Here is a 23,564-nt window from a genome sequence, read left to right as displayed (position 1 = left end):
CGTCGTCTAAAGGGCAGACACCTGAAACTTGACCTAAGACATCTATAGGTAGACGACGGCGCGAAGAAGTCCAGGGATGGACGGAGCGTAGGTGGCCTGAGGAGCATCGTGAACAATACTTCCACTTTCCGACGCAATGCCCGCCGCGGTGCAGCCGCCCTCGTGATCGGTGGCGCCGCCGCCGGTGCGCTGGCTACCGCTCCCGCAAATGCCGATAGCCTCGACTGGGACGCCGTCGCACAGTGCGAGTCCGGCGGAGACTGGTCGACCTCGACCGGTAACGGCTTCTCCGGTGGCCTGCAGTTCACCCCGAGCACCTGGGCCTCCTTCGGTGGCCAGGGCGACCCGCAGAACGCTTCCAAGGATCAGCAGATCCAGGTTGCCGAGCGTGTTCTGGCCGAGCAGGGCCCCGGTGCATGGCCGGTTTGCTCCCAGCAGGCAGGTTCCGGCGATTCCGGTTCCGGTCAGCAGGAGCAGGATCAGCCGCAGCAGGACGTCCAGGCTCAGTCCCAGGATGTCCAGGAGTTCCAGGCTCCGGCCGAGCAGGCCCAGCCTGAGCAGGCTCCCGTTGGGCAGGCCCCCGTTGAGCAGGCTCAGCCCGAGCAGGCTCCCGTTGAGCAGGCCCCCGTCGAGCAGGCTCAGCCCGAGGTTCAGCAGGTTCCCGAGCAGCAGACCTACGAGGCTCCCGCCCAGGAACAGGTTGCTGCCCCGGTTCAGTCCTCCGCTGCTACTCACACCGTGTCCGTTGGCGAGACCCTGAAGTCGATCGCCGATCAGTACGGCGTGTCCGTCGATGCCCTGGTTCAGGCCAACGGCTCCGTCGTGACCAACCCGGACCTGATCTTCCCGGGCCAGACCCTGGAGATCCCGGCCGCGTAAGTGAGGCCTGTACAGCTCACTTCGGTGAGTCCGTACACTTCTTTCAGATCGTGCCCCGCCCTGTCCACAGGGCGGGGCACGATTGTTTTAACCCGTTCTCGGCCATGACTAGACTGGTACGGGACCCTCGCGTTCCCGCCCCAGGAGTCGCGCAGGGAAGAGACAGCGCCAACGGAGCAGGAGAATTCATGACTGCCATTACGCGTGACCAGGTCGCACACTTAGCGGCCTTGGCTCACATCGAGATGGACGAGACCGAGCTGGAATCGATGTCCTCGGAGCTCGACGGGATCGTCGGAGCGGTGCAATCGGTATCGGCAGCGCCGATTGACGACGTCCCACCCACATCGCATCCGCTTCCGCTGTCCAACGCCTTCCGGGAGGACGTCGTGGGAGAAACCCTGACCAACGATGAAGCGCTGAACAACGCGCCCGATGCCGAGGACGGCCAGTTCAAGGTCCCGGCCATCCTGGACGAAGACTAGGGAGGGCGCAAACATGACCACGAATCAGAACGCACTGATCACGCTCAGCGCATCCGAGGCCGCTGAGGGCCTGCGCAACGGCGACTTCACCTCGGAGCAGTTGACCCAGGCACACCTGGACCGTATCGAGACCACCGAGGGTACCGCCGTCGACACCGAGGACCGGTCGCTCGGCAAGACCGGCCTGAACGCGTTCCTGCACGTGAACGCGGAGCAGGCACTGGACGATGCGCGTCAGGTGGATGCGGACCGCGCCGCCGGAAAGCAGCTGCCTCCGTTGGCCGGCGTCCCGATCGCCGTCAAGGACCTCATCGTCACCACAGGGCAGCCCACCACGGCCGCTTCCCGGATGCTCGAAGGATGGATGAGCCCGTACGACGCGACCGTCGTCCAGAAGATCCGCGAAGCCCGGCTGCCCATCCTGGGAAAGACCAACCTGGACGAATTTGCCATGGGTTCTTCCACCGAGCATTCGGCTTTCGGGTGCACGCGGAACCCGTGGGACCTGGACCGGATCCCGGGCGGGTCCGGCGGTGGGTCCGCTGCCGCAGTGAGTGCTTTCCAGGCTCCGTTGGCCCTGGGCACCGACACCGGCGGCTCCATCCGCCAGCCGGCGTCCGTGACCGGCTCGGTGGGAGTCAAGCCCACCTATGGTTCCGTTTCCCGGTACGGCGTGATCGCCATGGCGTCCTCCTTGGACCAAGTCGGCCCGGTGACCCGGACCGTTCGTGATGCGGCCGCGCTGCACGAGGTCATCGGCGGCTACGACGCGCGCGATTCGACCTCGATCAACGAACCCGCGGGACCGTACCTGGCCGAGGCCGAGAAGGGGGCCACCGAGGGCGGCCTCAAGGGGCTGAAGATCGGCGTCGTCAAGGAACTGACGGGTGAGGGTTTCCAGAGCGGCGTATCCCAACGTTTCCAGGAGTCCCTGGAGCTTCTCCGGGCCGCGGGCGCGGAGATCGTGGAGGTTTCCACGCCCCACTTCGACCACGCGCTGGGTGCCTATTACCTGATCATGGCCTCGGAGGTTTCCTCCAACCTCGCGAAGTACGACGGCGTTCGTTTCGGCTTGCGCAAGCTGCCGGAGGAGGGCCCCGTGACGATCGAGCGGGTCATGTCCGCGACTCGTGCCGCGGGATTCGGTCCCGAGGCGAAGCGACGCATCATCCTGGGTACCTACGCACTGTCCGCGGGGTATTACGACGCCTATTACGGTTCCGCCCAGAAGGTCAGGACCTTGGTGCAGCGTGACTTCACGAACGCTTTCGAACATGTGGACGTTCTCGTGTCGCCGACGTCGCCGACCACGGCGTTCAAACTCGGCGAGAAGACCGATGACCCCGTGTCGATGTACCTCAACGACATTGCGACGATCCCGACCAACCTCGCGGGTGTCCCGGCCATTTCGGTGCCGGCCGGGCTGGCTCCGGAAAACGGTCTGCCTGTCGGGGTCCAGTTCATGGCCCCGGTCAAGGAAGACGCACGGCTCTATCGCGTGGGCGCCGGTCTGGAAGCCGCGCTCCAGCAGCAATGGGGCGGAGGCCTCCTGGACCAGCTGCCCGACACCGAGTCCCTGATCGCCGCCCGGACGCAAGGAAGTGCCAAGTAAATGTCAGACGAGATTTTGTCCTTCGACGAGGCCATGGCCAAGTACGATCCCGTACTGGGTTTCGAGGTGCACGTTGAGCTGAACACCAAGACCAAGATGTTCGACGACGCCCCGAACGCGTTCGGTGACGAACCGAACACCAACATCACCCCGGTGTCGCTGGGCCTTCCGGGAGTGCTTCCCAAGGTCAACGGAACAGCGGTGGAGTCGGCGATCAAGCTGGGTCTGGCCCTCGGCTGTGACATCGCACCGGTGAGCCACTTCGCCAGAAAGAACTACTTCTACCCTGATACGCCCAAGAATTTCCAGACCTCACAGTACGACGAACCGATTGCCGAGAACGGTTCGGTGGATATCGAGCTCGAGGACGGTACGCAGTTCACTGTCGAGATCGAGCGGGCGCACATGGAGGAAGACGCGGGCAAGTTGAGCCACAAGGGTGGGGCCGGCCGCATCCAGGGCGCCGAATACTCCCTGGTGGACTACAACCGCTCCGGCGTACCTCTCATTGAGATCGTGACGCGTCCGATCCGGGGCGCGGGGGAGAGGGCCCCGGAACTGGCCAAGGCGTACGTCAAGGCCATTCGGGAGATCGTGAAGAACCTGGGTATTTCGGACGCACGCATGGAGCGCGGCAATGTTCGTTGCGATGCCAACGTGTCTCTGAGCCCCAAGGGTTCCGAAACCCTCGGCACCCGCACCGAGACCAAGAACGTGAACTCGATGCGTGCCGTCGAGCGCGCGGTGCGCTACGAGATCTGCCGCCACGCGGCGGTTCTCGACGCCGGGGAGCAGATCGTCCAGGAAACCCGTCACTGGCACGAGGACACGAGGGAGACGACCTCCGGCCGTCCCAAGTCCGACGCCGACGACTACCGCTATTTCCCCGAACCGGACCTTGTGCCGGTCGTGACGAATGCGGAGTGGATCGAGCGGTTGCGGGCCGAGCTTCCGGAACCGCCCGCCGAACGTCGTCGTCGGCTCCAGGCCGACTGGGGGTACTCGGACGAGGAATTCCGGGACGTCGTCAACGCCGGTGTGATGACCGAGATCGAGGAAACCATTGCCGCCGGCGCCAGCGCGTCGGTCGCCAGGAAGTGGTGGATGGGAGAGATCTCGCGGCTGGCCAAGGTGCGTGAGATCGATCCCGGTGATCTGGGCGCGAGCCCCGAGACCGTCGTCGAACTGGACGGGCTCATCCAGGAAGGGAAGATCAACGACAAGATTGCCCGCCAGGTGCTCGAGCACGTGGTAGATGGAGAGGGGACCCCGGGGGAGGTTGTCGAGAAACGCGGACTCGCCGTCGTCTCCGACGAAGGCGAGCTCTCGAGCGCCGTCGACGACGCCTTGGCCAGCATGCCCGACGTCGCCGAGAAGATCCGCGGCGGCAAGGTCCAGGCCGCCGGTGCCGTGGTCGGCCAGGTCATGAAGGCCACCCGAGGCCAGGCCGACGCCGCCCGCGTGCGTGAGCTGATCCTCGAAAAGCTCGGCGTCGAAGGCTGAGAACGCGCGGTATACGAGACCGAGGGGCGCCCGGTGACCTAGCTGGTCAATCGGGCGCCCCTCGGTCTGTGTCCGGATCGAGGCAAGGCCCCTGGTCGCCGGCGTGAGGCCTCGCCGGCGAGGTCCGGCCGGCGAGGCCCGGCCGTGAAGTTACAGCGGCGAGCCCGCAGCGCCGAGGTGGCAGCGGCGAGGTGGCAGTTTTGTGCTATTCCGCCGCCGAGGTGGCAACCTTGTGCAGCTCCGCCGCCGAGGTGGCAGTTTTGTGCTGTCCCGCCGGCGAGGTGGCAACCTTGTGCAGCTCCGTCGCCGAGGTGGCAGTTTTGGGACGAAATTCGGCGGTTTCGGTCCCAAAATTGCCACCTCGCGGGGAAAATCGCTCAGGATTGCCACCTCGGCGGCGGGACGCCCCCGACACACCCGACGCCGGCCCCGCCCCCGACACACCCGACGCCGGCCCCGCCCCCGACGACGCCCCCGACGCTGGCCCGGTGCTAGGAGTCGATACCGAGGCAGTTGAGCAGGAAGGCGTACTCCCAGGCCGTGTCCTCCCACTGGCGATACCGTCCGGAGCCGCCGCCGTGGCCGCCGTCCATCTCGATACGCAGCAGGATCGGGGCCGTGCCGGTGGTGTGTTCGCGGAGTTTGGGAACCCACTTGGCGGGCTCAACGTAAAGCACCCGGGTATCGTTCAAGCTCGTCACGGCCGCAATGGGCGGGTAAGCCACCGAGCGGACGTTCTCGTAAGGGGCGTAGGACGTCATGTACTCGTAGACTTCCTTGTCCTCGATCGGGTTGCCCCATTCCTCCCACTCGAGAGCGGACAGGGGAAGATCCGGATCGCTGATGCTGGTCACCGGGTCAACGAAGGGGACCGCGGCCAGGACGCCGCAATACTTTTCGGGGGCCATATTGACTATCGCGCCCATGAGCAGTCCGCCCGCCGAACCGCCATAGGCGGCGATGCGGGATTCGTCGGCCCACGGTTGCGTGGCCACGTGATCGGTGACCGCGACGAAGTCGGTGAAGGTATTGATTTTCTGCAGTTTCTTGCCCTGCAGGTACCAGTCTCGGCCGAGTTCGCCGCCACCCCGCACGTGTGCCACCACGTAGACCACACCGCGATCGAGCAGGCTCAGGCGCGACACCGAAAACCCCGGATTCGAACTGGCCTCGTAGGATCCGTACCCGTACTGGATCACCGGGTGAGGGGTCTGCAGGTCGGCGTCGGCCCGGTGGATCACCGAAAGAGGAACCATCGTCCCGTCGGGGGCCTGCGCCCAGTCGCGGTGGGCGACGTAGTCCTCGCTTCGGAAGCCGCCCAGAACCGGGGTCTGCTTGCGGAGCTCGAGTTCGTCCAAGCCGGGGAAGTAGTCGTACTGCCGCCACGGCGTCACATATGAGATGTAGCCCAGACCCACGACGGGCGAACGCAGCGCCATGGCCGTGATCTTGGCGGTATAGAGCTCCTCGCCGGAGAAGGGCTCGAAGGGTTCGGGGAGGTCGCCGCCCTCAAGCGTTTCCCGAATCGCGTCCAGGCTGATGAACCCGGCCTTCTCGAGCCCGTCCTCGCGCAGGCTGGCAGCCAGGTGGGTCTGGTTGAAATGGAAGCCGTTGAGTCGTCGCGTCGACGACGCCGGCACCACCACGGTCCACGTCGAGCGCAACTCGGCCATCGACAGACCCGAGAGCGCGGAATCGTAGTCGACGGCGGTCAACTCGCCGTTCGGGGCCTGATGGTCATGACACAGCAGAACATAGGGCCGGCCGTCGAGCTCGATCGGTTCGGCGGAATACAGAACCCGTTCCTCACGGGGAATGACCACGTGGGAGACGGGGGCCCGCCCCGGCCCGGCGGCCTCGAGGTCGGCGAGAGCCAGGAGTCGCGTCTCGTTGTACTCCGAGCATCCGACGTCGATGCACAGATGCTTCTCGTCCGCCGTCGTCTCAGCGCCCAGCCACAGGGCGACGTCCTCCTCGTGGTGAAGGACCAGGTCCTGATCCACGGGCGTGCCGAGCCGATGCGAACGCAGCTCATAAGGGCGCCACGAGTCGTCGACCAAGGTGTAGACCAGGTGCGAGCCCTTCGGCGTGAGAAAACCGCCGGCGAAGACCCCCTCCACGACGTCGGGCAGGAGCGAGCCCGTGGTCAGATCCTTGACGTACTGGTCGAAACGTTCGTCGCCGGAATCGTCGACGGAGTACGTCAGCAGCCGGCCGTCTTCGGTGACGTGGAAGGATCCCAGAGCGAAGAAGGGGAGACCTTCGGCCAGCTCGTTGCAGTCGAGGAGAACTTCCTCGCCGTCGAGGGCAGCATCCGCTGGAACTTCGGGTGGGGTCCAGTCCGCGCGCAGGTCGCCGGTGTTCAGGGCGGGGACACGGCAGAAACTCGCGTAATTCTTTCCCTCGACGGTTCTGCGGAAGTACCACCAGTCGCCGAGCCGGTTGGGGACCGACAAATCGGTCTCCTGGGTTCGGGACCTGATCTCCCCGAAGATCGAGGACCGCAGCGTCCCGAGCCCCGAGGTCACGGACTCGGCATAGGCGTTCTCCCGCTCGAGGTGTTCGATGACCTGGGGGTCGTCCTTGGCGCGGAGCCACTCGTAGTCGTCCACGACGTCGTGCCCGTGCATCGAGCGCGTGGTCGGCGCCTTCCGGGTCTCCGGGGGCACGGCGTCGGTATTCCAGGTGGGGCGTGGGGTTTCACGAGAACGAGGTGAAGTCATGCCTTCCAGCCTACGTTCGAATCCACCGACGTCGCCGCCCCGGACCGGCGTTCCTACCGAATCTCCGTGGGGTCGACGGCCTCACGCGTGCGACGAGTCAGGGGATAGACGAGGGCCAGGAGGATCACCCACACCGCCCCGATCATGAGGGACATGCGAGTGTCCTCGAAGAATCCGAGGAGCACGACGACGCCGATCATGAACGCAAGAGCGAGCCAGGAAGCCGCCGGCCACCAAGGAGTCGGGAAGGGGGAGGGCCCCGAGCCCTCGCGCGAGCGTCGGCGTCGCATGGCCAGGTGCGTCACCAGGATCATGACCCAGACCAGAACTGTCGCGAACGTCACCAGGGTTGCGACGTACAGGAATGCGTTCTCGAAGAAGTGGTTGACCAGCACCCCGGCCACGAGGACGATGCCCATCGCTGCCACCGTCATACTGGGGGTGCCCCGCGACGATACTCGGCTGAAGGAGCGCGGCGCGAGACCGCGTTGGGCGAGCCCGTACAACATCCGCCCGGCCCCGTAGATGTCCGAATTGATTGCGGACACGGCGGCCGTCAGAACCACCACATTGAGGATGTGGGCGGCCGCAGGGATGCCCAACCCGGAGAAGATCTGCACGAAAGGCGAGCCTTCGTCGCCGATGCTGCTCCAGGGGTAGAGGGACATGATCACGCCCATCGTGAGGACGTAGAAGAGCAGGATGCGCACCGGGACGGTGTTGATCGCCCCGGGGATGGATTTCTCCGGGTCTTCGGCCTCGCCCGCGGTGATTCCGATGTTTTCCACGCCGCCGAAGGCGAACATGACCACGGTGAAACAGGCCAGGAAGCCCGAGAACCCGTGGGGGAAGAAGCCACCCTGTTCCCACAGGTTCGTCACGGACGGCTGGATCTCCTGGTGCAGCTGAACACCGAAGACGATCAGGGCCAGGCCTCCGACGATCATCGCCACGATGGCGCCGACCTTGACCAGGGTCAGCCAGAACTCGACCTCGCCGTAGACCTTCACCTTGGTGAGGTTGACCGCCATGATGATCGCGACGACCGAGACGATCCAGATCCAGCTCGGCGTCGTCGGGAACCAGAACTTCATGTAGAGGGAAAAGGCCGTGACGTCCGCGACGGCGACGAGCGCCATCTCGAAGGCAAAACTCCAGCCGGTGACGAATCCCGCCCAGCGGCCCAAATACTCGGTCGCGTAGTCGGCGAATGAGCCGGGGACCGGGTGGACCAGGGCCATTTCGCCCATGGCGCGCATGACCATGAAAACCGCCGCACCACCGATGATGTAGGCCAGAAGCACCGAGGGGCCGGCGAACTGGATGGCGTCCGCGGACCCGAGGAACAGGCCCGTTCCGATGGCTGAACCGAGGGCAATGAAACGAATGTGCCGCAGGGTCAGCCCGCGCCTGAGCGACGTCCGTGCGTTCTCCGCGACGTCGCCCGCGGCTCCCTTTCCGCCCCATCTCGGGGAGGGGTTGTTCTCCTGGCTCACGGTATTCCTTCGGGGCGGTCGATGGTGATGCCGCTCGGTCCGACACCGAACGACCATGAGACAGGGTACGCAATGGTCTCGCTCACGTCATAAATGTCATGACGTTTCATACGGGTGCAGTATGACGCCGGCACTTGACGCGCGCTCCGCCCATGCGAAAACCTTGTATCGGGTCAAGAGAGCCAGCGCAAAGCCCCAGCTTGCTGGCCGGCAACCCTCCAACCGCGGTGGGGTGCCCTGGGTGAGGACCTGGTGGTCGCGAACAGCGATCGCAAGCGCGGGCGCGGTGTGCCCGGTCGTCTCGATCAGTGAGACTCGTATTCCCCGGTGAACCAGAGGGTTCCGGGTCGACCCGGGTGCTGATGGATCGGAAGACGGCCGGTCGCTCCATGCCCCTCGAATCGACAGGAGCAAAAATGAGCACTCAAGGTCTTCCCACTCCTTCCGCGCCGCAGGGCTGGAAGTTCGAGACACAGCAAATTCACGCCGGACAGGACCCGGATTCCGCGACCGGTGCGCGGGCATTGCCGATCTACCAGTCGACGTCCTTCGTGTTCGACGACGCCGAGCAGGCGGCCAACCGGTTCGGGCTCAAGGAACTCGGCCCCATCTACTCGCGCTTGACGAATCCGACCCAGGAAGTCGTCGAGAACCGCATTGCCGCGCTCGAAGGCGGCGTCGGTGCCCTTCTGGTCGCATCCGGCCAAGCAGCCATCACCATCGCGATCCTCAATATCGCGAGGGCCGGGGACCACGTGGTCGCCAGCCCCAGCCTTTACGGCGGTACGTACAACCTGCTCAAGCACACCTTGAGTTCCTACGGCATCGAGACCACCTTCGTGGAGGACTTCGACAACCCCGAGGCCTGGCGCGCCGCGGTCCGACCGAACACCAAGGTTTTCTACGGCGAGACCGTACCGAATCCGCGCAGCGACGTGTTCGATATCGAACCGTTGGCCGAACTCGCTCACGAAGTCGGTGTGCCGTTGGTCGTGGACAACACGGTGCCCACCCCGTACCTCGTCAAGCCGTTCGAATGGGGAGCCGACGTCGTCGTGCACTCCGCGACCAAGTACCTCGGAGGACATGGGAACAGCGTCGGTGGCGTGATCGTCGATTCCGGCAACTTCGACTATTCGAAGTACCCGGACCGGTTCCCGCAGTTCAATACCCCGGATCCCAGCTACCACGGCCTGGTCTTCGCCGAGGACCTCGGACCCAACGGCGTCTTCGGCGTCAATCTCTCCTACATACTGCGGGCACGCGTGACCCTGCTGCGTGATCTCGGCGCCTCGATCTCGCCGACCAACGCGTTCAACATTTCCATCGGCCTCGAAACTCTCTCCCTTCGCGTGGAGAGGCACGTAGAGAACGCTCGCAAGGTCGCCACGTGGCTGGAAGCTCGTCCCGACGTGACGCGCGTGCACTATGCGGGCCTCGAGTCATCGCCCTGGTACGACCTCGGGCGGAAATACGCGCCCCATGGCGTCGGGGCGGTCGTCGGCTTCGAACTCGAGGGAGGTGCGGAGCCGGCCCGAAACTTCGTGGATTCCCTTCAGCTTCACTCCAACGTGGCCAACATCGGGGACGTGCACTCGTTGGTCATCCACCCCGCCTCGACCACGCACTCGCAGCTTTCGGACAAGGAGCTTCGCGATGCTGGAGTGGCTCCCGGATTCGTCCGGCTCTCCGTGGGGCTCGAGCACATAGACGACATCCTGGCCGATCTCGAGCACGGTTTCGACGCGCTGACATCCGCGGACGGCGCGACCGTATCGGCAGAACCCGTATCCGCGAACAGGCAATAGACGAACGAGGAGCAGACGTGACGATCGTCGGTACCGGTGCGCGCAAGGCCGAAACCAGGGGAGACGGCGTAGTCAATTACTACGACGTCGGCGACCTTCTGGTGGACTCCGGCGCTGTCATCTCCGACGCCACCATCGCGTACGAGACCTGGGGGACGTTGAACCAGGACGCGTCCAACGCCGTCCTGGTTCTTCACGCCCTCACCGGGGACACGCACGCGGCACACGGCGAGGCCCCGGAGGGGGCGAGTGAGCTCGAGCGCAGGGCGGCCGAAGAAGAAGGCTGGTGGGAAGGGCTCATCGGGCCCGGTGCGGCGATCGACACCGACCAGTACTTCGTGGTGTGTCCGAACATCATCGGCGGCTGCTACGGATCGACCGGGCCCTCGTCCCCGGCGCCGGCAACGATCGATCCGGAGCGGCGACCCTGGGGATCCAGGTTCCCCCTGACCACGATCCGGGATTCCGTGCGGGCCGAAGCCGTGCTGGCGGATGGCCTCGGAATCGACCAGTGGTCTCTGGTGATCGGCGGCTCGATGGGCGGGGCCCGTGCGATCGAGTGGGCCGTGACCTTCCCGGACCGTGTGCGCCACTGCGCCACGATTGCTGCCGGGGCCGAATCGACGGCGGAGCAGCTCTCCTGGGGCCAGGCCCAGGCGCTCGCGATCCGGCAGGACCCGAACTTTGCCGGGGGAGACTACTATTCGGGGCCTTTCCCGGTCGACGGCCTGGGGCTGGCCCGCCGCATTGCTCACATCACCTATCGCTCCGCGACGGAACTGCACTACCGGTTCGGCCGCCACCCGCAAGGCGACGAGGACCCGTCGGGACCGTGCGTGAACACGCGGGGTCGTTACCGGGTCGAAAGCTACCTGGACCACCAGGCGTCGAAGCTCGCTGGCCGGTTCGACGCGAATTCCTACCTGTGCGTCAATGACGCCCTCATGAGCCACGACGTCGCCCGGGGCCGAGGCTCCCTGAAGGAAGCGCTCGCCCGGGCGACGTGCGGGTGGACGATCGTGGCCGTGGACTCGGACCGTCTGTTCTACCCCCGGGATTCGGAGATCCTCGCGCGCTCCCTTCCCGAACCCGTGGAGGTGGGGTACATCAGCTCACCGAGCGGCCACGACGCCTTCCTCATCGAGACCTCCCAAATCAGCAAGTTCCTCCGTGAGGGCGATGCCCTGCGGGACGCGCCCTTGGGCTCGCCCTGCCGGGACTGACGAGGTTACGGTTCGGACTGCGACGTCGTCGCCCCGACACCGGCGACGACGTCGGTCGCTGAGCCGAACCGAACTGGGTCGTGAATAGGATGGGACGCATGACTCCACATCCCACCGTCGAATTCTCGCGCCCTGAATCCGAGCGTCCCGGAACGCACCTGGTCCTGATGCTTCACGGCTACGGTTCCCACGAAAAGGACCTCCTCGGGCTTCTGCCGGCCCTTCCCCAGGACGGCTTCACCTACGCGGGAATGAGAGCACCCGACCCGGTCCCGGGCGGCGGACCCGGTTACAGCTGGTTCGCCCTCCAGGGGACGTTCGGCCAGCACATCACCGCCGACGTCGAAGAAGCCCAGCAGGCGGCCGCCGACGTCGTCTCCTGGATCGAGAGCAACGCCGAAGGCTACTCGGACGTGACCCTTTTCGGATTCTCCCAAGGTATGGCCGTCGCGACCTCCGTGCTGCGGCATCGCCCGGACCTCGTGCGCGCCGTCGTCGGGCTGTCCGGATTTGTTCTGGACGCCCAGAGCGACTTCCTCGACGACGCCGCCCTGTCATCCATGTCCCCGAAAGTTCCCTTCTTCTACGGACGCGACCAGGAGGACCCGGTGATCCCGTCCGACATGGTCGCCTTCAACCTCGATTGGTTGCGTGACCACACCCAGGTGACCAAGGTCCTGTACGCGGGCATGGGCCACGGCGTGAACAACCAGGAGATGAAACACGTCTCCGAATTCCTTCAGTACTCGCTCCGGTAGGGGCGGGGGCGCTTCCTGGCGCGAGGTGGCAGTTTTGTGCGGTTTCCTCCCCGTGAGGCGGCAGTTTTGTGCGGCTTCCTCCCGCGAGGTGGCAGTTTTGTGCGGTTATGGCGGTCAAAACTGCACGAGAGTGCCACTTCGCGGCGGAGCGCGGCGTCGTTGGGTGGGGGTTGCCTGATTTGGAGGAGATTTCCGGCGTTAGGTGGGGGTGCAGCCACCACCTAACGGCGGTCAGTGCCACCGAATCGGGTAACCGCCACCCAACGCGGAGATGCCGTGGGCCCCCGTCGGTAACCGCCGCCCAAGGCCCTGATGCCGCGGAGGGTCCCAGCCGTACAACCGCCGAAGCTCGAGGGTGCCTCTCCGATCCCGACGGACGCCCGCTAACCCCGACGCCACCCGCACGGACGCAGGCCCGCTGGCCCCCAACCGACGCCGGCCCGCCCCGACGCCGCCCAGCGCGCCCGAATCCCCGCCCGCCGTGCGTCGTGTCAGGCGCGGTCTATGCGGAGGGTCGCGTCACCGAGAGTGACGACGTCGCCCGGATGCAGCTGTTTGCCGCGCTGGTATTCCGGCTCCCCATTCACGGAGACGAGGCCCTCGGCGATAACCTCCCGGGCCTCGACGCCGTCCTCGACGAGGCTGGCGAACTTGAGCAGTTGGCCCAGCCGGATCATGTCTTCGCTGATTTCGACGGTCTGATCGTCTGAAGTGGTCATGGTGTCCAGCCTATCGACATGGGATGGGTGCCCTGGGCCGGAAACCGGTAGTCTGGTAGGCGAATCGACCCCTGCACGCGTCGCACTCCGGCGGCGCGCGATGATTGATGGAGTGAGCAATACCTATGGCACCAAAGTCCACGCTGGATAACGTCATCACGTTGGCCAAGCGCCGCGGATTCGTTTTTCAGGCCGGTGAGATCTACGGCGGTTCCCGGTCGGCGTGGGACTACGGCCCCCTCGGAGCCGAGCTGAAGGAAAACATTCGTCAGCTCTGGTGGCAGAATTTCGTGCGGTCGCGCGAGGACATGGTCGGGCTGGACTCCTCGATCATTCTTCCCACTCCGGTGTGGGAAGCGTCGGGCCACGTCGAAACCTTCACGGACCCGTTGGTCGAGTCCTTGCACACTCACCGCCGCTACCGCGCGGACCACCTGATCGAGGCCTACGAGAAGAAGCACGGGCACCCTCCGGCCAATGGGCTGGCGGACATCAACGACCCGGAGACCGGGCAGCCGGGCAAGTGGACCGAACCGCAGCAGTTCTCCGGTCTGATGAAGACCTATCTGGGCGCCGTCGACAACGAGGAAGGCCTGCACTTCCTGCGCCCCGAGACGGCCCAGGGCATCTTCGTGAACTTCAACAACGTGGTCACCGCCGCCCGCAAACGGCCCCCGTTCGGGATCGGGCAGATTGGCAAGGCCTTCCGGAACGAGATCACGCCCGGCAACTTCATCTTCCGGACCCGTGAGTTCGAGCAGATGGAAATCGAGTTCTTCACCCACCCCGATGATGCCCCGAAGTACTTCGACACGTGGGTCGAGGACTGCTGGAACTGGTTCGTCGACCTGGGGATCAACCCGGACAACATGCGGAAGTTCGACGTCCCGGAGGACGAGCGGGCCCACTACTCGGCCGGAACCATCGACATCGAGTACAAGTTCGGTTTCCAGGGCAGCGAATGGGGCGAACTCATGGGTGTGGCCAACAGGACCGACTACGACCTGGGCGTGCACAACGAGCACTCGAACACCCGCCTCGAATACTTCGATCAGGGGACCGGGGACCGTTACGTGCCCTACGTGATCGAGCCCTCCTTCGGGCTCACCCGCTCCATGATGGCCTTCCTGGTTGACGCGTACACGGAAGACGAGGCGCCGAATACCAAGGGCGGCGTCGACACGCGCACGGTGCTCAAGCTCGATCCGCGTCTGTCCCCGGTCAAGGCGGCGGTTCTTCCGTTGTCCAAGAAGGAGACCCTGACGCCGACCGCGGAGAAGCTGGCCGCCGACCTCAGGAAGAACTGGAACATCGACTACGACACGTCCGGCGCCATCGGCCGCCGGTACCGTCGTCAGGACGAGATCGGTACGCCGTTCTGCATCACGGTGGACTTCGACACCCTGGAGGACAACGCCGTCACGATCCGCGAACGTGACACGATGACGCAGGAACGCGTCAGCCTCGACCAGGTCAAGTCCTACCTCGCGGGCCACCTGATCAAATAACCCAGAGGGGAGCGGTATGGCGGACTACACGATCCGTGACTGGCACGAGGGCGATGATCTGCAGCTGATGCAGATCTGGCCCGAAGCCGAGAACACCCAAGCGGCCGTTTTTCGCGCCAAATTCGGCCCCGACGCCGAGAAGCCGTGGCAACGGACCGTTGTGGCCGAACACGACGGCGTGCCCGTGGCCGCGGCAACGGTGTACGAGACGTCGTTGCACTCCTCCAGGCTCTGGGCCTACGTTGAGGTCGCCCCCGACCATCGTCGCGCGGGTCTCGGCGGGCGCCTGATGCAGGCCCTGCGGGATGCGGCCGAGACCGCCCCGTCGGGCGTGGTCTCCCTGCGAAGCAAGGTCGAGCCCGGATCGGCAGGTGCCGGGTTCGCCCAGTGGGCGGGGCTCGGATCGATCCAGCGCACTCGCATGATCAGGGTCGACGCCGGCGCCTTGCCCCAGCGCGCCCTGCGCGAGGACCAGGACGGCAACCTCGACCAGGCGATCGAGGATCTTGCCACGGGATCCCTCGAACTCACTCAGGCCGTCTGGGACTTCTATCGCCGCGTCCACGAATGGGACCCGCCCGCGGAGCAGTCTCTCGGCCGGGTCAACCGCCTGTTCCTCTCGGACGAGGCCGAGGCCTACGGCGCCATCGTCATGCGTGACGGCGTGATCGAAGCCCGGAAGAACGGGAAGAACGCGCCGATCGCCGCCTTCGCCGTGAGCTACCGTCCCTTGGACGCCGATGCTCCCGGGCGGGAATTCTCGGAGGAGGAGCCGACCGAGGTCCTTCTCGGCTACGACGTCGACCGCGTGCGTTCCGGCGGGGACGTCGAGCAGCTGCTGGCCCTTCTCGTCGCCCAGTACCCCGTGGTCATCGAGGTGGACGATTCGATGAGCATCCTGACCGAGCTCGTCGATGCCCTGCTGGACCGGGGCACGGCCCACCTCGAGGAAGAGACCCTGGTGGTCGCGGACCGCTAGCCGCCCGCTGGACCTGGACACAGACGATGGACGACGTACGGGTGGAGAGGATCCTGCGGGCCGTGGAATGCGTCCCGGAAGGCCGGGCCGCGACGTACGGCCTGATAGGTCGCGTGGTCGGTGAGGTTCCGCGGGTGGTCGGGTACACGATGTCCCGTTGGGGCAGCAACGTCCCGTGGTGGCGCATCGTCAACGCCCAGGGAGAGATTCCCGGGCACGAGGCCACGGCGGTCCCGCACTGGGAACGCGAAGGGCTCCTGAACCGCGACGGTGACGGACCCGCGACATCGACCGCGGCCTCGGGCCACCGAGTGCGCCTGAGCGAGGTTCTGGCGGACGAGGACATGCTGGCCCGGGCGTGGACGGAAGCGGTCGCGGGCCTCCCGGAGACCTGATCCGCTCACCCGGTCAGCGCGTTCGCGGGCCAGGTGAAGGCCATGACGCCGCCATCGACCGTGATCGTCTCGCCCGTGACGAAGGAGGAATCGTCGGAAGCCAGGAAGGCCACCACCGCCGCCACTTCTTCGGGTTTCCCGAGGCGTTCGAGCGGGGTGACGCGAGCCTGCTGCTCCCGGAAACTCTTTCCTTCCGCATCGGCCGACCCGACCAGCTCGTCGACGAGCGGGGTCTCAATCGTGCCTGGGCAGACCGCATTGGCCCGAATGTTGCGGGACCCGTAGTCGGTCGCCGTCGCCCGCGTGAAATTGACGACGCCGCCCTTGGCCGCGTTGTAGCCCGACCGATCGGCGTCCGCGGCAAGCCCTGAGAAGGAAGCCATGTTGACGATGGCTCCGTGCCCGGCGTCGAACATGAGTGGCACCAGGTACTTGGTCATCAGGAATGTACCGCGCAGGTCCACCGCGATGATCTTGTCGAAGAGCTCGGTCGGATATTCGTGGACCTTGCCGCCCTTGTTGTCGACTCCCGCGTTGTTGACCAGGGCGTCGATGCCACCCCATACATCGCTGACCTGCTGGGCCAGACCCCGGACGGATTCTTCGTCGGCGACGTCGACGACGAAGGTCTCGACGTCTGCGCCCGCGTCCCGCGCGATCTGGGCCGCGGTCTCCAGATCCTTCTGGTTGACGTCCACCAGCCCCAGAATCGCTCCTTCGGAGGCAAGGCGTTGGGCCGTGGCACGGCCGATGCCGGTCGCCGCCCCCGTGATGATGACTCGACGGTTCTCGAAACGTTTCATGGCGTGCTGTCCTCCGTAACACCTGGTCGGTCCCGGGACGAATGTCTCCCGGTACGTCAACGGTAGAAATCCCGCGGGTGCGGAGTCGAGGTTTTCGGACGAATTCGTGGCATGGAAATATATAGGGTTGGAAGACCGCCCGAAGCACGGCCGGTCACGGAGAGGGGATCCCATGAGCACACCAGGAACTTTCATCGCGGGTGTTACCGACGCCGACATCGAGGAAGGTCGCCGCGCCTATCAACAGGATCGGGAGCACGTGTTCCATTCGTGGTCCGCGCAGGCGGGGTTGGACCCGATGACCGTTCTCCGCACGGAAGGCTCCTACGTCTGGGACGGCGAGGGCCGCAGGCTCCTGGACTTCTCCTCCCAGATGGTGAACACGAATATCGGGCACCGGCACCCCGCCGTCGTCCGGGCGATCCAGGACCAAGCGGCAAAGATCTGCACGATTGCCCCGTCGCATGTCAACGCCGCCCGCTCCGAGGCGGCCCGGCTGATCGCCGAACTCACGCCCGGAGACCTGAACCACGTGTTCTTCACCAACGGGGGAGCGGACGCCAACGAGCACGCGATCCGGATGGCCAGGGTGCACACCGGTCGACACAAGGTTCTCTCGGCCTACCGCAGCTATCACGGCGGCACGGACCTCGCGGTCAACGTGACGGGCGACACCCGTCGGTTCGGCAACGATCATGCCGGTGCGGGTGTGGCCCGCTTCCTGCCTGCATACCCCTACAGGTCGTACTTCGACTCGACCAGCGAGGAGGAAGAGACCACCCGGGCCCTGCGCCACCTGGAGGACGTGATTCTCCTGGAGGGACCAGAGAGCATCGCCGCGCTGATCCTGGAATCCGTTCCCGGCACTCCGGGGATCTACGTTCCCCCGAAGGGCTACATGCAGGGGGTGAGAAACCTCGCGGACAAGTACGGCATCGTCTGGATCGCCGACGAAGTCATGGTCGGGTTCGGGCGAACCGGTGAGTGGTTCGCCGTGGACCACTGGGACCAGCGGCCTGACCTGATGACCTTCGCCAAGGGCGTGAACTCCGGGTATGTGCCGCTCGGCGGAGTCGCCATCTCGGACGAGATCTACCAGACCTTCGCGGAGCGACCCTATCCCGGCGGGCTGACCTATTCGGGCCACCCTCTCGCCTGCGCCGCGGCCGTGGCGACGATACAGGCGATGAAGGACGAGGGAATGGTCGAGAACGCTCGGCGCCTCGGCACGGAGGTCTTCGGTCCTGGGCTTGCGGAGATTGCGGAGAAACACCCGTCGGTCGGCGATGTCCGAGGCCTCGGATGTTTCTGGGCCATCGAGCTCGTCAAGGATCGGCAGACCAAGGAGCCCTTGGCGCCGTACGGCGGATCCTCTGCCGCCATGGGAGAACTCATCGGGGCGCTGAAGGCAGGCGGCATGCTGCCCTTCGCAAACTACAACCGGATCCATGTGGCTCCGCCCCTGAACATGTCGACCGAGGAGGCCCGCGAGGGGCTCCGCATCATCGACGAGGCGCTCTCCGTGGCCGACGCCCACGCCGTGTGAGTCCAGTCCGCGCCTGCTGGCACACCGCTGGGGCGGGCCGGGAGATGTGAGTTCGCTCCTCCTCGGCCCGCTGTCGGAGCCGCGTGTGAGAAAATCGCAGGGTGACTACTGCCATCCCGACTCGCCTGTCCCTGCCTCCGCTCCAGCTCGGCCGCCTCACGGTGGACGTGCCGGTCGTCCTCGCCCCCATGGCGGGTGTGACCAACAGGGCCTTCCGCAGACTGTGTCGCGAATACGGCGGGGGACTGTACGTGACCGAAATGGTCACGGCCCGGGCGCTCGTCGAACGGCGCCCCGAGTCGCTGAGGATCATCGATCACGATGACGATGAGAAGATCCGCTCGATCCAGATCTACGGAGTCGACGCGGTCAACGTCGGCAAGGCCATCCGCATGGTCGCCGAGGAGGACCGGGCCGATCACATCGACCTGAACTTCGGGTGCCCGGTTCCCAAGGTGACCAAGAACGGTGGTGGCTCGGCCCTTCCGTGGAAGACCGATCTGTTCGAAGCGATCGTCGGTACCGCGGTGCGCGAGGCGTCGCGCGCGGACATCCCGGTCACGGTCAAGATGCGCAAGGGCGTCGATGATGACCACATCACTTTCCTCGACGCGGCCAAGACGGCTCGCGACGCCGGGGTGGCCGCGATCGCGCTGCACGGCCGGACCGCGGCACAGCACTATTCGGGCCAGGCGGACTGGGACTCGATCGCGGAACTCCGGGAGGCCGTCCCGGACGTGCCGGTCCTCGGCAACGGCGACATCTGGTCCGCGGAAGACGCCGCCCGCATGGTCGAGCAGACCGGAGTGGACGGCGTCGTGATCGGTCGCGGGTGCCAGGGGAGGCCTTGGCTCTTCGGCGATCTCCAGGCCGCGTTCGAAGGCCGCGATGACCGTTTCCGTCCCGGAGTCGCCGAAGTCAGCACGATCATCTATCGCCACGCGGAACTGCTCGTGGAGACCTTCGGGGAGGAACGCCGAGGAATGCGCGAAATCCGCAAGCACATCGCGTGGTACTTCAAGGGGTACCCGGTCGGTGGCGAGCTCCGCGCGCAGATGGCGCAGGTCAGCACCCTTGCGGAATTCCGCGATCTGCTGGGCCAACTCGACCAGTCGTTGCCGTACCCCGGCGCGGACGTCGAAGGGCCCAGGGGGCGTGCGGGATCGCCGAAAAAGGTGCATCTTCCGGACGGGTGGCTCGATTCCCGCATCCTGGGCGATGCCGAGAGGCTCGGGCTCGCGGACGCCGAACTCGATGTGTCCGGGGGCTGACCCGAGGCGGCAAGATGTGTTGCCGCCTGCTTCTTTCGCCGTCTCCCGCGCCATGGCGCGGTAGCCTGGGTACGACTCGTTTCCCCGACAAAGGCGAACCCCCACATGACTTCTCCGACCGAACCCCGTCAGCCCGGTTATTCGCCCCGGGATGCTGACCGTTGGTTTCCGGAGCATCACAAGAATCTCTACCGCAGTCAGTTCGAGCGCGATCGGGCCCGGGTTCTGCATTCCTCGGCCCTCCGCCGGCTGGGATTCAAGACTCAGGTCGTCTCTCCGAGCTCGGACGACTTCATCCGGACTCGCCTGACCCACTCGCTCGAGGTCGCACAAGTCGGTCGGGAGGTGGGCCGGATGATCGGGTGCGACCCCGACGTCGTCGACGCGGCCTGCCTGGCCCACGACCTCGGTCACCCGCCCTTCGGCCACAACGGCGAAGCCGCCCTCGATGCGATTGCGGCCGATGCGGGCGGGTTCGAGGGCAACGCCCAGACGCTCAGGCTCCTGACCCGGCTCGAACCCAAGGTCATCATGCCCGACGGACGATCCGCGGGGCTGAACCTCACGAGGGCTTCACTCGACGCGGCCTGCAAGTATCCGTGGGCCAAGGAGGACGCCCCGGTCCGCAACGGCACCAGGAGCCGCAAATTCGGCGTCTACGAGGACGATCTTCCGGTCTTCGACTGGTTCCGGGAGGGCGCCCCGGAAGGACGGAAGTGCCTGGAGGCACAGGTCATGGATCTCGCCGACGACATCTCCTACTCGGTCCACGATGTCGAGGACGCCGTCTTCGGAGGGCACGTGCAGCTGGGGTGGATGGACCGCGCGGCGGACCGTGAACGGGTCCTGACGTGGACCCAGCGCTGGTACATGCCGGACACGGACCCGCAGGAACTCGACGACGCCCTGTCGCGCCTCCAGAAACTCGACGAGTGGTTGCCTCACATGACCGGTACCCGTGCCTCCATGGCGGCTCTGAAGGCGCTGACGAGCCGGTTGATCGGCCGCTTCGCCGGCGAGGCGATCGCGGCAACGCGGGCGGAATACGGCGAAGGGAACCTGACCCGTTATGCGGCCAGGCTGAGGATTCCTCGGGACACCATCACCGAGATCGCCGTCATGAAGGGCATCGCGACCGCCTACGTGATGGCGGTGCGGGACCAGGAGCCGCTGTACGACAATCAGCGCGAGATGCTCGCCGTCCTGGTCCAGGCTCTCCTCGACACCGACGGGATCTTCCTCGATCCCGTGTTCGCCGCAGACTGGCGGGAGACCGATCGTCACGACGACGCCGCGCGCCTGCGTCTCGTGGTGGATCAGGTCGCATCGCTCACGGACTCCTCTGCTGTGCGCCTGCACGACCGCATCACGGGCCTCAACTGGAGGGTCGGGGACAAGCCCCTGTGGTGAGTCGTCCACACTCGTCAGTCCGGGTCGGCCCGGATTTGTCAGGGCGGATAAACTGGCCCACGTGGCTGGTTTGATTCGACGCGAGGACATTGACGAGGTGCGCTCCCGCACGGACATCCGGGAGGTCGTCGAAGGCTACGTCACGCTCAAATCCGCCGGCATCGGGTCCTACAAGGGACTCTGCCCCTTCCACGACGAACGCACGCCGTCCTTCCACGTTCGACCCCAAATGGGCACGTACCACTGTTTCGGGTGCGGTGAATCCGGGGACGTGATCTCTTTCGTCATGGAGATGGACCACACGTCCTTCTCGGAGACCGTGGAGCGACTGGCGGCCCGCGTCGGATACGAACTCCATTACGAACAGGGCAGCGGCCCGTCCAAGGAGGAGAAGGGGCGCCGGCAGCGGCTCATCGACGCGCACAAGATCGCGCAAGAATTCTTCGAGAAGGCCCTGTACACGCGGCAGGCTTCGACGGCCCAGAACTTTCTGGGCGGCCGCGGGTTCGACGGCGACGCCGCCCGGAAGTTCGGCGTCGGGTATGCGCCCCAAGGCTGGTCCACCCTGCTCAAACACCTGCGGGACCGCGGATTCACGGATGAGGAACTCAAGGCCACGGGGATGTTCTCCGAGGGGCAGCGCGGCCTGTACGACCGTTTCAGGGGGCGGCTGATCTGGCCGATTCGGAACCTCACCGGCGAGACGATCGGGTTCGGCGCCCGCAAGCTCTTCGACGATGACAAAGGGCCGAAGTACCTGAATACCCCTGAGACCCAGCTCTACAAGAAGTCCCAGGTGCTCTACGGGATCGACCTCGCGAAGAGGAAGATCGCGCAGGGCAAGCAAATCGTCGTCGTCGAGGGGTACACCGACGTGATGGCGGCACACCTGGCCGGGATCGAGACGGCGGTGGCCACCTGCGGCACCGCGTTCGGGACCGAGCACATCAAAATCGTTCGGCGCCTGCTCGGTGACGACGGCTCCGGCGGGGAAGTGGTCTTCACCTTCGATGGTGACGAGGCCGGGCAGAAGGCGGCCCTCCACGCTTTCCAGGAGGACCAACGGTTCAGCGCGCAGACGTATGTGTGCGTGGCACCGGAGGGAATGGACCCCTGCGACCTGCGTCTCAAGCGCGGCGACAAAGCGGTGCGGGACCTCCTCAAGGCCAAGCGTCCCCTCTTCGAATTCGCGATCCGGGTCACGCTGAGGGACTTCGACCTGGAGAGCATCGAGGGTCGCATTCGCGCCATGAGGGTTGTCGCTCCGATGGTGGCCTCGATCAGGGACTCGGGTCTGCGCCATGCGTACCAGCGCGAGGTCGCACGATGGATCGGCGTCGACCTGGAGGAACTCGACGGCGCCGTGCGTGAGGCGGCCCGTCAGCCGGTCGAACGACGCCGCGAAGAAGTCCAGGCGGCGTCGGCCGACCCGGAAGACCAACCCAAACCCCAGGTCGAGCTGCCGGACTACACCAACGACGCCGCCGCCCGCCGAGAACGCCAGGCACTCGAAGTCCTGGTCCAGGTCCCGGATCTGGTCGAGCAGTCGCAGTGGGAGGCGTTGCCGTCGATCCGAGTGAGATACCGGGTGCACCACGAGATTCTTCGAGGCATCCTCGCTGCTCATGACGAGATCGACGCCGTCCCCGGGGGACGCTGGGTCAACGGGATCAGAAACCACACCCACGAGGCCGCGCACTCACTGCTGGCCGAGCTGACCGTGGCCCCGTTGCCTGCGACCACGCAGCGGCAGGTCGAGAACCACGCCGTCTCGATCTTGAACAGGCTCCTCGCCCAGGAGCTCAGCGTGCGCCAACGCGACAAGGTGCGCGAGCTCGAACGAGTCGACTCCGTGGTCGAGGCGGATCGGTTCCGGAGCATCCAGCGAGAGATTCTCGACCTCGAGTCCAAGCGGCGCCAACTCTCGGAGGTGCGGTGACCATCCTCACCGAGGGGTCGTTTTGCGTCGTGTCAGCGAAGCCTGTAGAGTTTAGTGCTGTTGCGAGCGTTGAAGAACGTCAGTAGCGGTCCCCCGTAGCTCAACGGCAGAGCATTCGACTGTTAATCGAAGGGTTACTGGTTCGAATCCAGTCGGGGGAGCCACAAAACCGCCGGGATACCAGGCCAAACGGCCAGGTATCCCGGCTTTTTTTCATGCCCAGGAACAGCCAGAGTCACGGCTTGGTCACGGATTCAACTCGACACACCCCAGTCCAGCGCCGCCGAATAATCAACAAGCCCCGCCTTCTCGACGTCGTACCGGGAAGTGATCGCGGACGACGAATGCCCCAACTGCTCCGCCGCCTGAACCCCTCGACGTCAGCAGAGGTGAGAGGTGCCCTGGGGCTCGACTCGAACAATGGGCAACAAAAAGTGGGATTCACGGCGCAGATCGTGACGCCGTCGTCGCACCCGGGGATTCTTGGCTCTTCGCAGTTGAGGGGGT

At 65.6% G+C, this 23,564-nt stretch carries 18 protein-coding genes, 1 tRNA gene and 1 riboswitch; of the genes, 15 read left to right on the top strand and 4 right to left on the bottom strand.

Going from position 1 to position 23,564, the window contains the following annotated elements; translation table 11 throughout:
- The first annotated feature begins 108 nt into the window (after positions 1-108).
- The 4 genes from ACTSLZ_RS11410 to gatB all read left to right on the top strand — a co-directional run bounded on the left by ACTSLZ_RS11410 (position 109) and on the right by gatB (position 4,479).
- Entirely contained in the window at positions 109-879 is a 771-nt protein-coding gene (locus tag ACTSLZ_RS11410; protein ID WP_443095089.1) for a transglycosylase family protein, read from the top strand.
- Positions 880-1,067: 188 nt separating this feature from the next.
- Positions 1,068-1,364, top strand: a complete 297-nt coding sequence (gatC, locus tag ACTSLZ_RS11405) for an Asp-tRNA(Asn)/Glu-tRNA(Gln) amidotransferase subunit GatC (protein WP_129315755.1) — start codon at positions 1,068-1,070, stop codon at positions 1,362-1,364.
- A gap of 13 nt (positions 1,365-1,377) precedes the next feature.
- Positions 1,378-2,976 carry an Asp-tRNA(Asn)/Glu-tRNA(Gln) amidotransferase subunit GatA gene (gene gatA, locus ACTSLZ_RS11400; protein ID WP_443095088.1) on the top strand — a complete coding sequence of 533 codons (1,599 nt, stop codon included), beginning with the start codon at positions 1,378-1,380 and terminating at the stop codon, positions 2,974-2,976.
- A complete protein-coding gene (gene gatB, locus ACTSLZ_RS11395) occupies positions 2,977-4,479 on the top strand; it encodes an Asp-tRNA(Asn)/Glu-tRNA(Gln) amidotransferase subunit GatB (protein ID WP_129315753.1) in 1,503 nt (500 codons plus the stop codon).
- A gap of 491 nt (positions 4,480-4,970) precedes the next feature.
- Here the strand turns inward: gatB and ACTSLZ_RS11390 are convergent, their stop codons facing one another.
- Both ACTSLZ_RS11390 and ACTSLZ_RS11385 read right to left on the bottom strand, forming a co-directional pair.
- Positions 4,971-7,202, bottom strand: a complete 2,232-nt coding sequence (locus tag ACTSLZ_RS11390; RefSeq protein ID WP_443095087.1) for a S9 family peptidase — start codon at positions 7,200-7,202, stop codon at positions 4,971-4,973.
- 53 nt (positions 7,203-7,255) lie between these two features.
- Complete coding sequence (locus tag ACTSLZ_RS11385) at positions 7,256-8,755, bottom strand: amino acid permease (protein ID WP_443095086.1); 1,500 nt, start codon at positions 8,753-8,755, stop codon at positions 7,256-7,258.
- A gap of 114 nt (positions 8,756-8,869) precedes the next feature.
- Positions 8,870-8,982, top strand: a riboswitch (SAM riboswitch).
- Between the two features lie 132 nt (positions 8,983-9,114).
- Between ACTSLZ_RS11385 and ACTSLZ_RS11380 the strand changes: the two genes are divergently transcribed.
- From ACTSLZ_RS11380 to ACTSLZ_RS11370, 3 genes are all read left to right on the top strand, one after another.
- Positions 9,115-10,506, top strand: a complete 1,392-nt coding sequence (locus ACTSLZ_RS11380) for a bifunctional o-acetylhomoserine/o-acetylserine sulfhydrylase (RefSeq protein ID WP_443095085.1) — start codon at positions 9,115-9,117, stop codon at positions 10,504-10,506.
- A 17-nt stretch (positions 10,507-10,523) separates the two neighbouring features.
- On the top strand, positions 10,524-11,729 hold the full coding sequence (gene metX, locus ACTSLZ_RS11375; RefSeq protein WP_129315749.1) for a homoserine O-acetyltransferase MetX: 1,206 nt from the start codon (positions 10,524-10,526) through the stop codon (positions 11,727-11,729).
- Between the two features lie 98 nt (positions 11,730-11,827).
- The gene (locus ACTSLZ_RS11370; RefSeq protein WP_178980127.1) at positions 11,828-12,487 is read left to right on the top strand and encodes a phospholipase; all 660 of its coding nucleotides are present in this window, start codon (positions 11,828-11,830) and stop codon (positions 12,485-12,487) included.
- Positions 12,488-12,978: 491 nt separating this feature from the next.
- On the opposite strand, the gene ACTSLZ_RS11365 is transcribed toward ACTSLZ_RS11370, so the two are convergent.
- Positions 12,979-13,206 carry an RNA-binding S4 domain-containing protein gene (locus tag ACTSLZ_RS11365; RefSeq protein WP_178980126.1) on the bottom strand — a complete coding sequence of 76 codons (228 nt, stop codon included), beginning with the start codon at positions 13,204-13,206 and terminating at the stop codon, positions 12,979-12,981.
- A 125-nt stretch (positions 13,207-13,331) separates the two neighbouring features.
- On the opposite strand from ACTSLZ_RS11365, the gene ACTSLZ_RS11360 reads away from it, so the two are divergent.
- Genes ACTSLZ_RS11360 through ACTSLZ_RS11350 form a run of 3 tightly spaced genes read left to right on the top strand, consistent with a single transcriptional unit; the run spans position 13,332 to position 16,088 of the window.
- Complete coding sequence (locus ACTSLZ_RS11360) at positions 13,332-14,714, top strand: glycine--tRNA ligase (RefSeq protein WP_129315746.1); 1,383 nt, start codon at positions 13,332-13,334, stop codon at positions 14,712-14,714.
- Positions 14,715-14,730: 16 nt separating this feature from the next.
- Positions 14,731-15,693 carry an N-acetyltransferase family protein gene (locus ACTSLZ_RS11355; protein ID WP_436595182.1) on the top strand — a complete coding sequence of 321 codons (963 nt, stop codon included), beginning with the start codon at positions 14,731-14,733 and terminating at the stop codon, positions 15,691-15,693.
- A 26-nt stretch (positions 15,694-15,719) separates the two neighbouring features.
- Positions 15,720-16,088 carry an MGMT family protein gene (locus ACTSLZ_RS11350; protein WP_443095084.1) on the top strand — a complete coding sequence of 123 codons (369 nt, stop codon included), beginning with the start codon at positions 15,720-15,722 and terminating at the stop codon, positions 16,086-16,088.
- A gap of 5 nt (positions 16,089-16,093) precedes the next feature.
- Here ACTSLZ_RS11350 and ACTSLZ_RS11345 read toward each other — a convergent pair whose 3' ends face one another.
- On the bottom strand, positions 16,094-16,891 hold the full coding sequence (locus ACTSLZ_RS11345; RefSeq protein WP_443095083.1) for an SDR family oxidoreductase: 798 nt from the start codon (positions 16,889-16,891) through the stop codon (positions 16,094-16,096).
- Positions 16,892-17,063: 172 nt separating this feature from the next.
- Here ACTSLZ_RS11345 and ACTSLZ_RS11340 point away from each other — a divergent pair, with 172 nt between their 5' ends.
- From ACTSLZ_RS11340 to ACTSLZ_RS11320, 5 genes are all read left to right on the top strand, one after another.
- On the top strand, positions 17,064-18,437 hold the full coding sequence (locus ACTSLZ_RS11340; protein ID WP_443095082.1) for an aspartate aminotransferase family protein: 1,374 nt from the start codon (positions 17,064-17,066) through the stop codon (positions 18,435-18,437).
- A gap of 101 nt (positions 18,438-18,538) precedes the next feature.
- A complete protein-coding gene (dusB, locus tag ACTSLZ_RS11335; RefSeq protein ID WP_178980121.1) occupies positions 18,539-19,708 on the top strand; it encodes a tRNA dihydrouridine synthase DusB in 1,170 nt (389 codons plus the stop codon).
- Positions 19,709-19,813: 105 nt separating this feature from the next.
- Positions 19,814-21,118, top strand: a complete 1,305-nt coding sequence (locus ACTSLZ_RS11330; protein WP_178980120.1) for a deoxyguanosinetriphosphate triphosphohydrolase — start codon at positions 19,814-19,816, stop codon at positions 21,116-21,118.
- Between the two features lie 61 nt (positions 21,119-21,179).
- A complete protein-coding gene (gene dnaG, locus ACTSLZ_RS11325) occupies positions 21,180-23,057 on the top strand; it encodes a DNA primase (protein WP_443095081.1) in 1,878 nt (625 codons plus the stop codon).
- An 89-nt stretch (positions 23,058-23,146) separates the two neighbouring features.
- Positions 23,147-23,221: transfer RNA gene (locus ACTSLZ_RS11320), tRNA-Asn, on the top strand.
- Positions 23,222-23,564: the final 343 nt, after the last annotated feature.

The sequence above is a fragment of the Rothia koreensis genome, assembly GCF_052232265.1.
GTDB lineage: Bacteria > Actinomycetota > Actinomycetes > Actinomycetales > Micrococcaceae > Rothia > Rothia koreensis.
This window is presented reverse-complemented; position numbering and strand designations above follow the sequence as displayed.

What these genes read in the sequence shown, in the direction of transcription:
- gatC (WP_129315755.1), top strand. Translation starts at nt 1,068, where the DNA reads ATGACTGCCATTACGCGTGACCAGGTCGCACACTTAGCGGCCTTGGCT.
- gatA (WP_443095088.1), top strand. Translation starts at nt 1,378, where the DNA reads ATGACCACGAATCAGAACGCACTGATCACGCTCAGCGCATCCGAGGCC.
- gatB (WP_129315753.1), top strand. Translation starts at nt 2,977, where the DNA reads ATGTCAGACGAGATTTTGTCCTTCGACGAGGCCATGGCCAAGTACGAT.
- ACTSLZ_RS11390 (WP_443095087.1), bottom strand. Translation starts at nt 7,202, where the DNA reads ATGACTTCACCTCGTTCTCGTGAAACCCCACGCCCCACCTGGAATACC.
- ACTSLZ_RS11385 (WP_443095086.1), bottom strand. Translation starts at nt 8,755, where the DNA reads ATGGTCGTTCGGTGTCGGACCGAGCGGCATCACCATCGACCGCCCCGA.
- ACTSLZ_RS11380 (WP_443095085.1), top strand. Translation starts at nt 9,115, where the DNA reads ATGAGCACTCAAGGTCTTCCCACTCCTTCCGCGCCGCAGGGCTGGAAG.
- ACTSLZ_RS11370 (WP_178980127.1), top strand. Translation starts at nt 11,828, where the DNA reads ATGACTCCACATCCCACCGTCGAATTCTCGCGCCCTGAATCCGAGCGT.
- ACTSLZ_RS11365 (WP_178980126.1), bottom strand. Translation starts at nt 13,206, where the DNA reads ATGACCACTTCAGACGATCAGACCGTCGAAATCAGCGAAGACATGATC.
- ACTSLZ_RS11360 (WP_129315746.1), top strand. Translation starts at nt 13,332, where the DNA reads ATGGCACCAAAGTCCACGCTGGATAACGTCATCACGTTGGCCAAGCGC.
- ACTSLZ_RS11355 (WP_436595182.1), top strand. Translation starts at nt 14,731, where the DNA reads ATGGCGGACTACACGATCCGTGACTGGCACGAGGGCGATGATCTGCAG.
- ACTSLZ_RS11350 (WP_443095084.1), top strand. Translation starts at nt 15,720, where the DNA reads ATGGACGACGTACGGGTGGAGAGGATCCTGCGGGCCGTGGAATGCGTC.
- ACTSLZ_RS11345 (WP_443095083.1), bottom strand. Translation starts at nt 16,891, where the DNA reads ATGAAACGTTTCGAGAACCGTCGAGTCATCATCACGGGGGCGGCGACC.
- ACTSLZ_RS11340 (WP_443095082.1), top strand. Translation starts at nt 17,064, where the DNA reads ATGAGCACACCAGGAACTTTCATCGCGGGTGTTACCGACGCCGACATC.
- ACTSLZ_RS11330 (WP_178980120.1), top strand. Translation starts at nt 19,814, where the DNA reads ATGACTTCTCCGACCGAACCCCGTCAGCCCGGTTATTCGCCCCGGGAT.